Origin of the sequence: Rhizobacter sp. (genome assembly GCF_031412075.1) — a bacterium.
In the GTDB taxonomy this organism is placed as follows: Bacteria; Pseudomonadota; Gammaproteobacteria; order Burkholderiales; family Burkholderiaceae_C; genus Rhizobacter.
This window is the reverse complement of record NZ_JANOCG010000393.1, coordinates 1-11,920: the sequence shown is the minus strand read 5'-3', so window position 1 is coordinate 11,920 and position 11,920 is coordinate 1. Positions and strand designations below refer to the sequence as shown.

Sequence of the window (11,920 nt, the reverse complement as noted above, 5' to 3'; positions counted from 1 at the left end):
TTCCGGCCATGCGCGAAGCGCCAGGCGGAGGCGGGCAACAAGGCACTGGCTGGGGTGGGTGCGGCCAAGGTGGGGGCGCGGTCGAGGGCACGGCATCGGCCGCGGCGCGCGACTCTGCCATCGGCGCCACCGATGCCGGTGCGGCGGCGGACTCGCGGCGTTTGGCGAGCGCTGCGTCGTCGCGTGACGACTTCATCTCACGGCCGTGGAGCCCACCCGCGCCGCTGCCTTGCTGACCTCCGCCGCCTGGCACCTCACGCATCACCGGCAAACGCTGGCAGTGGGTGGCCGAGGGGGCGCTGAAGGCGGGTGGGGTGAAGTCGACAGCGGTTTGTGGTGGCGCGTCTTGCCAGGCCGGCGGCCACATGTCGCGTTCGGCCGAGGTGGCGGCGCAAGCCACCAGCAACAGGCTCATCAGAACGGCCGGCACAGCGGCACGGCGGGCGGGGGCAGCGTTGCTCATGGAGATCTCCAAAGTGAAAGAGTCACCTGGCATGACACGTGGCAAGCGGCGCGATGGGGTGAAAAAAATTTCCGCGCGTTCCACCCCGTTGCCCCACCCGCGCCGTATCAAGCAGGAGTAAGGCAGACTTCCCACCCGATGAGCGATGCAAGCGACCCGAGCGACGACCAGCTGATGAGCGATTACGCCCGCGGCGACGCCACGGCGTTCGAGCGGCTCTACGCGCGCCACCACGCCGGGCTGTACCGCTTCATCCGCCGCCTGCTCGGCCACACGCTGGCGGCGCAGACCGACGAGGTGTTTCAAGACACCTGGCTCAAGGTGGTCAACGCACGCCAGCAATGGCAGCCACAGGGTGCGAGTTTTCGCACCTGGCTCTACACGCTGGCCAACCACCGTGTGATCGACATCTGGCGGCGCAGCGGGCGCGAGGTGTCGATCAGCACCGACGACGACTCGCCCTGGGAGCCCGAAGCCGGCGCGGCCTGGCAACAATGGCCCGCGCCGTCGCCGCAGAGCGAAGACCTCGCCTTCTGGCGCCGCGCCGGCGAGCGCCTGCTGGGCTGCCTGGACGAGCTGCCGCTCGCACAACGCAGCGCCTTCTTGTTGCACCACGACGACGAGCTGCCGCTGGCCGACGTGGCGCGTGCGTTGGAGGTGGGCTTCGAAACCGCCAAGACACGGCTGCGGTATGCGATGAGCAAGCTGCGCACCTGCATGGGTGCCTACCTCGCGCCGATCCAAGGCAATGCGCCATGACAGACGAAGAGCGCGACGCCCATTTGCGCCAGGCCTTGCGGCACGCACCGGATGCCGACCTGCAGCCGCCACCGGCCTTGAGCGCGCTCATCTTGAAAGAGGCACAGGCCAAGGCGCGCGATGCGTCAGCCCCGGCGCGTGCGCCGCGTCACCCGTTGTGGAGCGTGTGGGACTGGTTGGCGCGTCCGTCGGTGGCCACCGGCTTTGCCGGTGTGATGGTCGCGACGCTGGTGGGCCTGATGTGGTGGGATCAACCGATGGACGAGGCGATGCCTCGTCCGCCCGCGCCAGCTGCAGCCCCTGCGCCTGCTTCGGCGCCAGTCTCTCCGCCAGCCGCAACAACGCCGCCCGCCGCGCCGATGGCCGAAGCCACGGGCGCTGCGCCGCAGCAGGCGCCCACGCCGCAGCGCAAGTCAGCCCCGGTGGCCAAACCCGCAGCCGCTGCAGCACCCGCACCTGAGGTCGCGACCCGTGAAGAAACGGCGGCACCGGCCGCCCGAGAAGCAGCCCCCGCCGTCGCCCTGTCCGCACCGCCGCCAGCGCCCGCACCGACCGCCGCGGGCGACACCGCCACCGCCGGTGCGCCCGCCAGGGTGCGGTCCCAGTCGCTTGACGAATCGAAGCGCCAGCGCAGCATGGCCTCTGCCGACACGCTGAACAAGGCCGCCAAGGCCGAAACGCGAGACAGCCTCGCCCAAGTGCGCGCTGCCATCACCTCCGAGCCCGCGCGCTGGTCCTGGCAGCGCGAGGGCGCACCACCGCAGGCCATGAACGACGCGGTGCGCAGCTGGCTGGCGCGGATGGATGCCGAAGCGGGTGACCGCTGGCAGCCGGTGGACGTAAGCCTGCTGCCTGCCGGCAGCGAGATCCGCCTGCTTCGCGATGGCGAACTGCAGCACGGCTTCCGGCTCATTGAACGCGGAGTGTTGTGGCAGACCCCGCCGGGTCGCTGGCATCTGGTGACGCTGCCACCAACGAGCGTGAGGGCGTTGGAAACGAGCGCTCCCTGACGGCGATTACGGAGGGTTCGTGAAATTTTCCGCTCAAATGGCCGGGCAGTTCACGAAGGCTTGGCTACATTGCAGGTTGTCAAATGCACACCTGCTCAAAAAGCGGGTCGCAAAGCGCCAGACGAGCGCCAGGGAGAACAACGCAGTGGTCACGCGGAGGGAAGGCGCAAAGCGTCATCGCCGAGCGGTACACGTTCTCCCACGGTGACCGTCGTCGCGTGGCGAGTGCGTCTAGACACCGTTTCTCCATGTCTTTGCGGTGCCACTTCGGCCCGCGGGTCATGGCCGTGTTCGATCGCATCGCCGTTGGAGGCTTCTTGAACAACGCTCGCTCTACCGCCGCAGTCTCGCGCGCTCACTTCCGTCGTCCCACCCTCGCCGCATTGGTCCTCGCTGTGGTTCTGGCCGCATGCGGTGGCAGTGATGACGACTCCGGCCAGCCGTATGTTCCTGCGGGCCAGCAGCCGGTGCAGCCGGGCAGCCTCGGCGGCCGCGTGCTGTCGGCCAGCAATGGCCAGCCCATTGCAGGCGCCACGGTCGTTGTCGACGGCGTCACCGTCACAACAGGCGCCGACGGTGCCTTCGCGTTTGCCGACCTGACCCAGGTCGATCGCATCCTGGTCACGATCACCGCCGCCGGTTATGCCTCGACGGTGCGAGTCACCTCGGTGACCGGGGGCCTCACCACCACCGTACCGGCTCAGCTCATGCCCTTGGCCGCCACGGTGAGCCTCAACGCCGCCGCAGGTGGCACGACCACTGTTCCCGGCTCCACCGCTCAGGTGACCTTCCCGGCAGGTGCCGTCGTCACAGCCGCCGGCGCGGCACCGACGCAGCCGGTGTTGGTGCAACTCACCGCCTTCAACCCCGCCGAGGACGCGACCCTCCTCCCTGGCGACTACCGCACCACGAACGCCGGCGCTGCAGCCTGGGTCGAGAGCTACGGTGCCCTGACGGTCGTGTTGACCGACGCGGCCGGAGGCTCGTACAACCTCGCCGCCGGCCAGAGCGCCACCATCCGCATTCCGGCTGCGAGCCGTGCGACCACCTTGCCGGGGACCGTCACGCTGTACGGCTTCAACGAAAGCACCGGCCTGTGGGAAAGCGGAGGCACCGCCACGCTCGGTGGCACCGCCCCGAACCAGTACTACGAAGGCACGGTCACCCGCTTCACGACCTGGAACACCAACAACATGCTCAACACCGTGCAGGTCACCGGCTGCGTGCAGGACTCTGCTGGCCGCCGCGTGGCACGCGCACGCATCGAGCTCGACGGCATCACCTACTCGGGCACGACCAACGTTCTCAGCGACCGCTCCGGCAACTTCTCCGTGCCGATGCGCCGCGATGCCTCGGCAGCGCTGAATGCCCGCTCGGCCTCGCTGCTGTCGAACACACGCGCCGTCACCACCACCACGGGCAACATGCCGTTGGGCTCACCCTGCCTGATCCTGGCCGAAGGGGCGCTCGGCATCAAGCTGACCTGGGGCCAGCAGCCACTGGACGTCGACTCGCACCTGCTCACCCCGCATGGCACGCACATCTACTACAACGCCAAGGGCACGCTGACGGCAGCACCGTTTGCCAACCTCGACATCGACGACCTCAGGTCATTCGGCCCTGAGATCGTCACCATCCGCCGCCCAGCGCAAGGCACCTACCGCTACTTCCTTCACAACTTCTCTCGCACCTTCAGCCCGGGCATGACGGATTCGCCGGTGAAGGTCGAAGTCACGTACAACGGCAACACCACCGTCTACAGGCCGGGGGCCGGTGAAGGCGGCAGTCTTGAGTACTGGCATGCGTTCGACATCGTGATCAACGCCCAATGCGGTGTCACGATCACCCCGGCGAACACCTGGTCGGCGGGCGAGCCTACCAACCCGAACCCCGGCGGCGCAACCATCACTTACTGCAACTGACGAGACCCTATCTCGCGGCCGGCGTCACGCCGGCACGAGGGCGAGCCCAACGGGCTCGCCCTTTTTTTTATGCGCGCATCGGCGCGGCGTGGCGGGGGGTGTCAGCAGGCGAGCGCCTGTGCGTCGCTATCATGATCCGTTTCGCCCTCCGCACCCATGCCGCCCCGCAAACCCGCAGCACCTGAAGCGTCGATCGTGCCGTCCATCGAAGCACCCGTGATCCGGGTGCGCGGCGCCCGAACGCATAACCTGAAGAACATCGATCTCGACATCCCGCGCAACAAGCTGGTGGTGATCACCGGCCTCTCGGGTTCGGGCAAATCCAGCCTCGCCTTCGACACGCTCTATGCCGAAGGCCAGCGCCGCTACGTGGAGAGCCTCTCCGCCTACGCACGCCAGTTCCTGCAGTTGATGGACAAGCCCGATGTCGATGTGATCGAGGGCCTGTCACCGGCGATCAGCATCGAGCAGAAGGCCACCTCGCACAACCCGCGCTCGACCGTTGGCACGGTGACCGAGATCCACGACTACTTGCGCCTGCTGTACGCCCGCGCCGGCACGCCCTTCTGCCCCGAGCACCAGCTGCCGCTGCAAGCGCAGAGCGTGAGCCAGATGGTCGATGCCGCGCTCGCGCTGCCGCAAGACACCAAGCTGATGGTGCTGGCCCCGGTGGTGCGCGACCGCAAGGGCGAGTTCGCCGAACTCTTTGCCGACATGCAGGCGCAAGGCTATGTGCGCTTTCGCATCGACGGCACGGCCTATGAAGCGGCCGATGTTCCCAAGCTGAAAAAAGCCGAGAAGCACGACATCGACGTCGTGATCGACCGCGTGAAAGTGCAGCCCGGCTTGCAGCAGCGACTGGCGGAAAGTTTCGAGGCCGCGATGCGCATCGCCGAAGGCCGCGCGATGGCGCTGGAGATGGACTCGGGCAAAGAGCACCTCTTCAGCAGCAAGTTCGCCTGCCCCATCTGCAGCTACAGCTTGAGCGAGCTGGAGCCGCGCCTTTTCTCCTTCAACTCGCCGGTGGGTGCCTGCCCGAGCTGCGACGGCCTCGGCCAGGTGACGGCCTTCGACCCCGATCGGGTGGTCGCCTTTCCGTCGCTCAGCCTGGCCAGTGGTGCGGTGAAGGGATGGGACCGGCGCAACGGCTACACCTTCTCGCTGCTGGAGAGCGTGGCCAAACACTACAAGTTCGACATCGACACCCCGTTTGAAGACCTGACCAAGAAGGCACGCACGGTGCTGCTGTGGGGCTCGGGCGACGACGAAGTGAGCTTCGTCTACGAGGCCGACGGCGCCAACGGCAAGACCCGCAGCGTCAAGCGCAAACACCCCTTCGAAGGCATCATCCCCAACCTGCAGCGGCGCTACAAAGAGACCGACTCGGCGGCCGTGCGCGAAGACCTCGCCCGCTACCAGGCCGCCAAACCCTGCCCCGATTGCCAGGGCACCCGTTTGCGCAGCGAAGCGCGGCATGTGTTCCTGCAGGGCGAAGGCGACGCGCAGGGCGAGCCGATCTACCGCGTCGAGCACTTCACGCTGCGCGAGTGCCTGGCGTATTTCGAGGCCCTGCACTTGAAAGGCGCCAAGGCCGAGATCGCCGACAAGGTGGTGCGCGAGATCCGCTCGCGGCTCAAGTTCCTGAACGACGTGGGCCTCAACTATTTGAGCCTGGACCGCAACGCCGATTCGCTGAGCGGTGGTGAATCACAGCGCATTCGCCTCGCCTCGCAGATCGGCTCGGGCCTGACCGGTGTGATGTACGTGCTCGACGAGCCCAGCATTGGCCTGCACCAGCGTGACAACGACCGCTTGATCGGCACGCTGCGCCACCTGCGCGACATCGGCAACAGCGTGCTGGTGGTCGAGCACGACGAAGACGCCATCCGCGCCGCCGATCACGTGATCGACATGGGCCCCGGCGCCGGTGTGCACGGCGGTCGAGTAATCGCGCAAGGCACACCGCAACAGGTGGCCGACAGCGCCGAGTCGCTGACGGGGCGCTACATGTCGGGGGTCGTGAAGATCGCCGTGCCCAAGAAGCGCCACCGCCTCGCCGACCATGACGAGCCGCAGAGCCTGCGCATCGTCAACGCGCGTGGCAACAACCTGAAGGGCGTGACGGCCGAAATCCCGGTCGGCCTGTTCACCTGCGTGACCGGCGTGTCCGGCTCGGGCAAGTCGACCTTGGTCAACGACACGCTCTACGCGGCGGTGGCCCGCAAGCTCTACGGCAGCCACGCCGAGCCCGAGCCGCATGACGCCATCGAAGGCCTGGACGTGTTCGACAAGGTGATCAGCGTCGACCAGAGCCCCATCGGCCGCACGCCGCGCAGCAACCCCGCCACCTACACCGGCCTGTTCACGCCGATCCGCGAGCTGTTTGCCGAAGTGCCCACGGCCCGCGAGCGGGGTTACGGGCCGGGGCGCTTCAGCTTCAACGTGGCCGGTGGCCGCTGCGAGGCCTGCCAAGGTGACGGTGTGCTGAAGGTCGAGATGCACTTCCTGCCCGATGTGTATGTGCCCTGCGACATCTGCCACAGCAAACGTTACAACCGCGAGACGCTGGAAATCCTCTACAAGGGCAAGAACATCACCGAGGTGCTCAACCTCACGGTGGAAGACGCGCACGGTTATTTCAACGCCGTGCCCAACATCGCCCGCAAGCTGCAGACCCTGCTCGATGTGGGCCTGGGCTACATCCGCCTCGGCCAGAGCGCGACCACCCTCTCCGGCGGCGAGGCGCAGCGTGTGAAGCTCGCGCTGGAGCTGTCCAAGCGCGACACCGGCAGCACGCTCTACATCCTGGACGAACCCACCACCGGCCTGCACTTCGCCGACATCGACCTGTTGTTGCGCGTGCTGCACCAGTTGCGAGACGCGGGCAACACCATCGTGGTGATCGAACACAACCTCGACGTCATCAAGACCGCCGACTGGCTGATCGACATGGGCCCCGAGGGTGGCGCTGGCGGAGGCACGGTGGTTGCCACGGGGACGCCGGAAGACGTGGCCGCCAACGCAGCGAGCTACACGGGGCGCTACCTGCAGCCGCTGCTGCGCTGAGACCTCGCGGTCGGCTTGTTGCAATGCAGCATGACCCATGCGAACTAGCCTCTATTGGCAAGCAGCGTGGCCTTGAACTACATTGCCGCAGCCCGGCAGTCCGGGCTCCAACCTTTTGGCCCCACGCGACATGCCGCCTGCGCCCTTGCCCGCTGACGAATCACACCGGCTGGCCACACTGCACGCGGCGGGCATCCTCGACACCGATCCCGAAGAGAGCTTCGACACCCTCGCGCAATGTGCGGCGCAGCTGACGGGCAGCGCCATCGCCGTCGTCAGCCTGGTCGACGCCGATCGTGAATGGTTCAAGGCCGTGCACGGCTGGGACGACCTGCCGGTGCGCGAGATCCCGCGCGCCATCTCGTTTTGCAACCACGCGCTGCTGAACGACGGCATGTTCGAAGTGCCTGACGCCACCCGCGACCCGCGCTTTGCCAACAACCCGTTCGTCACCGGCATGCCGCACGTGCGCGCCTATGCTGGCGAGCCGCTGCGGGTCGATGGCGCCCTCCTCGGCACGCTGTGCGTGATCGACCCGCGTCCGCGCAGCCTGACGGCCGAGCAGCGCGACAGCCTGCGCCGGCTGGCCCGGGTTGCCAGCGAATTGCTGAGCACGCGCCTGCACACTCCACCGGCCGAAAACGAGCGTGCACGCCTGCTCGACTTTGCCCGCGCTTCGGGCGACTGGATGTGGGAGACCGACGCCCAGCTGCGCTACACCTGGGTCTCGTCCACCTTCGAAGCGGTGACGGGTTTGTCGCCATCGTCAGTGCGCGGTGCTGCGCTCGCCGATTCACCGCTGCTCGACAACCTGGGCACGCCGCTGGGCGGCGGGCGCAGCCTGCACGCGCTGCTGCGGCGGCACCAGCCGATCACCCGCGTCATCACCGACAAGCTCACGCCGCGTGGCACGCTGCAGGTGTCGCGCAGCGCGGTACCGGTGTTCGACGCACAGGGCCGGTTCAGCGGCTACCGCGGCACCGCACGAGACGTGTCGGCCCACATCGCCACCGAGCGCCGCACCCATGCGCAAGCCGAGCTGCTGCGCAAGCTCTCGTCGCAGGTGCCGGGCGTGATCTTCCAGCTGTGGCTGCAGCCCGACGGCCGCACCCGCTACACCTACGCCAGCGATGCCTCGCGCGAACTTTTTGGTGCCGAGCCACCGCGCGACGATGACGGTGGCGACAAAGACGTGGTGTGCCGCATGCTGCACCCCGACGACCAAGCCGGCTACATGCCCAGCCTGGTCGCCGCCTCGCGTGCGCTGACGCCGTGGCAACGCGAGTTCCGCATCGTGCGCGATGGCGTGGTGCGCTGGATCGAAACCCGCGCTGTGCCCGAGCGCCACCCGGCCGGCGGCACGCTGTGGCACGGCTTTTCGTCCGACGCGACGGCGCGCAAGGAGATCGAGCTCGCGCTGCGCAGCAGCGAAGAGCGCTGGAGCCTGGCCGCCGAAGCCGCCAGTATCGGCATCGCCGAGCTTGACCTCGAGCGCGGGCAGATGAACTTCGACGCCCGCGCTTGCGCCAACCACGGGCTCAAGTTCCCGCAGCCGCACTACCTGTTGACCGACTGGCTGGCGGCCGTCCACCCCGACGACCGTGATGGCGTGCAGGCGCGGCTGGAGCAGGCGCTGGCCACCGGCGGCATGCTCGAAGCCCGCTACCGCCTGCAGCGGCCCGACAGCGGCGAAGCCACGCTGGAGATCTTTGCGCGCTGCACCCTGGACAGCGCACAGCGCGTGATCGGCATGGTCGGGACTTGCCGCGACGTCACCCAACAAGCCGCGCACGAGCAGCTGCGCAGCGACAAGGAAACCGCCGAACGCGCCAGCCGCGCCAAGAGCGAATTTCTCTCGCGCGTGAGCCATGAGCTGCGCACGCCGCTCAATGGCATCCTGGGTTTTGCGCAGCTGATGGCCATCGACCGTGTGCACCCGCTGGCGCCCGACCAGGCGCGTCGGCTCGACAGCGTGCTGCGCGCCGGGCGCCACCTGCTGGAGCTGATCAACGACATGCTCAACCTGGCGCGCATCGAGCAGGAAGACTTCTCGTTGCAGCGCTCGCCGGTCAACCTGGCGGCCACGCTGCAGACCTGCTTCTCGCTGACCCAGCCGCTGGCCGACAGCGCCGGCGTGCGCCTGGCGGCGCCACCGAAACGCGCGCACTGGGCCCAGGCCGATGCACGCGCGGTGGAGCAGGTGCTGCTCAACCTGCTGTCCAACGCCATCAAGTACAACCGCCCGGCCGGCTCGGTGAGGGTGAGCTTGTCACGCAGTGGCGCGCACGTGCTGGTGGCGGTGAGCGACGACGGCGAGGGCCTGAGCGAAGCGCAGCAGTCACGTCTGTTCCAGCCCTTCAACCGGCTGGGCGCCGAGCAGCGCCGCGTCGAAGGCACGGGCCTCGGCCTCGTGATCGCGCGCGAGCTGGCGGCCTCGATGCAAGGCGAGCTGCAGGTTCACAGCGAGCCCGGCAAGGGCTCCACCTTCACGCTGCGCTTGCCCGCCAGCGCTGCACCCAGCGGGAGGCGGACCACTGGTGACCCGGAACGACCCGCGCTACCGCAATCTCCCACAACGCAACGCCAGGTGCTCTACATCGAAGACGAGCCTCTCAACGTGCTGCTGATGCAAGAGGTGTTCAAGGCCCGCCCGCAATGGGCGCTGCAGGTGGCGACAGACGGGGGCAACGGCCTCGACGCGGCCCGCGAACAGCGCCACGACCTGCTGCCGATCGACATGAACCTGCCCGACATGAACGGCCTGGAGCTGATCCGAACCCTGCGCGCCGACCCGCGCACCTCGGGGCTGCAATGCATCGCCTTGTCAGCCGACGCGATGCAGACCCAGATCGATGCGGCGCTGGCCGCAGGCTTTGACGGCTACTGGACCAAGCCGATCAACGTGGCGCACATCCTGGATGGTTTAGGCCAGGCCCTGGCGGGCTGACCACCGCAAACACTCCGTTCGGGCTGAGCCTGTCGAAGCCAGCGTCGTGCACAGCGGGCCCTTCGACAAGCTCAGGGCGAACGGAGTCGGGGTGAGAACGAGGCAATAAAAAAGCCGGTGCACTGCACCGGCTCTCTCAATCAGCGGATCGCCGCGATTTACTTCAGGTGACCGTTGATCAGCTTGGTCATCTCGAACATCGAGACCTGGGCCTTCTTGAAGATTTCCTTCAACTTGGCGTCGGCATTGATCATCGTGCGCTTCGCCTTGTCTTGCAGGTCATTCTTCTTGATGTACTCCCACACCTTCTTGGTCACTTCCGTGCGCGGCACCGGGGTCGCGCCAATGATGGCGGCCAGGTGTGCGCTCGGGGTCATGGCCTTCATGAAGGCGGCGTTGGGGGTGCGCTTCTTGGCCGGAGCCTTCTTCGCTGCCACCTTCTTTGCAGGAGCCGCCTTCTTGGCCGGAGCGGCCTTCTTCGCGGGAGCAGCTTTTTTTGCCGCTACTTTTTTGGCCGGTGCGGCCTTCTTGGCCGGGGCCTTCTTTGCTGCGGGTTTCGCAGCTTTCTTCGCAGTTGCCATTTTGAATTTCTCCATCACAAGTTGTTGATGTGCCCGTGTTGGGTGAGAGCCGCATGAGCTCTCTGTTCTCCATGGACCACGTGCGGAGCGAATACTACTGCGAGAGTGCTGCATTGAGAAGCAGTTTTCATAGGTAAATCGCGCATTCATGCCCGGTGACGCGCGCTTTTGTCTCCGCTGCGCGTCACTCGTGTGCCTCGATGCACGGCCGCACTCAGCTCACATCGCTCTCCTGCGCGGCGCGTTTGTCACCGCTGAACATGGCGCGCACTAGGTTTTCGCGGTGGCGAACGCTCGCGAAAATCACGCCGCTCAGGTGCACGCCGATCAGCGCGAGCAGCATCCACGCGAGTGCGCCGTGCAGGCTTTGCATGCCCTCGTCGCCCCAGAAGCGGTCGGTGTTCAAGAGCCAACCGGTGGCGCCCACACCCATCGCGCAGGCCCACAACACGAGTGCCATCCAGCCGCCCAGCGGGTTGTGGCCGAGGTAGCGCGGCTCGCGAGCGCGCAGCCACCGCGCGGCATAGCGCGCGGTGTGCGCTGGCGAACGGACGAATTGACGGAAGCGCGCGTACGGACTGCCGACACAACCCCAGACCAGGCGCAGCCCGACCACGGCGAGCACCGCATAACCCACCGGCGCGTGCCACCGCGTCCAGCGCTCGCTGGTCAGCCAGGCCGCGGTAATGGCGGCGACCAGCGCCCAGTGCAGGCCGCGCACGGCAGCGTCCCAGACCTTCATGGTGTCGACGGGGAAGGCGCTACTTCTTCGCCGACTCACCGGCCGGCAGCACCCGCTCGAAGGTCTTGGGGTCGAAAAAAACCTCGACACGTTCGCCCTTGGCGTCGAAGCCATAAACCTCGTAGCAGCCGTTCTCGACCTTGACCTTGCGGACCTTCCAGCCCTCGTTGACGAGCTTGGTCTGCAGCGCCATCTGGCCTTTCCATTCGGCTTGGGGGGTGTCGCACTTCACGTCGCCGTGGGCGAAGGCGGCGCTGGTGAACAGGGTGGCGGCAACCGCAGCAACAAGCAGTGGGGTGGTTTTCATCGGGGTCCTTTCAGGGTGAAGTCGGCTCAGGTGTCGGCCCAGCCACGCAGCAGGTTGTGATAGGTGCCGGTAAGGCCGATCACCGCCGGGTCGGCCTCGCCAAAACGGGTGCGCAGGCTCATC

At 67.2% G+C, this 11,920-nt stretch carries 9 protein-coding genes and 1 pseudogene; 5 read left to right on the top strand and 5 right to left on the bottom strand.

The features are described 5' to 3' along the window. Positions 1 to 463, bottom strand: a pseudogene (locus RMO40_RS14805) (hypothetical protein); the annotation flags it as partial. A 138-nt stretch (positions 464 to 601) separates the two neighbouring features. Here RMO40_RS14805 and RMO40_RS14800 point away from each other — a divergent pair. The 5 genes from RMO40_RS14800 (at position 602) to RMO40_RS14780 (ending at position 10,167) form a co-directional block, all read left to right on the top strand. Beyond that, positions 602 to 1,222, top strand: coding sequence for a sigma-70 family RNA polymerase sigma factor (locus tag RMO40_RS14800; RefSeq protein ID WP_309722781.1), 621 nt, complete (start codon positions 602 to 604; stop codon positions 1,220 to 1,222). Further along, the gene (locus tag RMO40_RS14795; RefSeq protein WP_309722778.1) at positions 1,219 to 2,232 is read left to right on the top strand and encodes a hypothetical protein; all 1,014 of its coding nucleotides are present in this window, start codon (positions 1,219 to 1,221) and stop codon (positions 2,230 to 2,232) included. Before RMO40_RS14800 ends, RMO40_RS14795 begins: the two co-directional genes overlap by 4 nt. 395 nt (positions 2,233 to 2,627) lie before the next feature. Continuing rightward, entirely contained in the window at positions 2,628 to 4,154 is a 1,527-nt protein-coding gene (locus RMO40_RS14790; protein ID WP_309722775.1) for a carboxypeptidase regulatory-like domain-containing protein, read from the top strand. Between the two features lie 156 nt (positions 4,155 to 4,310). Continuing rightward, complete coding sequence (gene uvrA / locus RMO40_RS14785) at positions 4,311 to 7,220, top strand: excinuclease ABC subunit UvrA (RefSeq protein ID WP_309722772.1); 2,910 nt, start codon at positions 4,311 to 4,313, stop codon at positions 7,218 to 7,220. 130 nt (positions 7,221 to 7,350) lie between these two features. Beyond that, on the top strand, positions 7,351 to 10,167 hold the full coding sequence (locus RMO40_RS14780) for an ATP-binding protein (RefSeq protein WP_309722769.1): 2,817 nt from the start codon (positions 7,351 to 7,353) through the stop codon (positions 10,165 to 10,167). 158 nt (positions 10,168 to 10,325) lie between these two features. Here RMO40_RS14780 and RMO40_RS14775 read toward each other — a convergent pair whose 3' ends face one another. From RMO40_RS14775 to RMO40_RS14760, 4 genes are all read right to left on the bottom strand, one after another. Next, positions 10,326 to 10,748, bottom strand: coding sequence for an SWIB/MDM2 domain-containing protein (locus RMO40_RS14775; RefSeq protein WP_296683050.1), 423 nt, complete (start codon positions 10,746 to 10,748; stop codon positions 10,326 to 10,328). Positions 10,749 to 10,962: 214 nt separating this feature from the next. Then, entirely contained in the window at positions 10,963 to 11,490 is a 528-nt protein-coding gene (locus RMO40_RS14770; RefSeq protein WP_309722764.1) for a cytochrome b/b6 domain-containing protein, read from the bottom strand. Between the two features lie 19 nt (positions 11,491 to 11,509). Further along, a complete protein-coding gene (locus RMO40_RS14765; protein WP_309722761.1) occupies positions 11,510 to 11,797 on the bottom strand; it encodes a PepSY domain-containing protein in 288 nt (95 codons plus the stop codon). 26 nt (positions 11,798 to 11,823) lie between these two features. Next, positions 11,824 to 11,919: a hypothetical protein gene (locus RMO40_RS14760; RefSeq protein ID WP_309722783.1), complete on the bottom strand. Its 96-nt coding sequence runs from the start codon at positions 11,917 to 11,919 to the stop codon at positions 11,824 to 11,826. Position 11,920 lies beyond the last annotated feature (1 nt).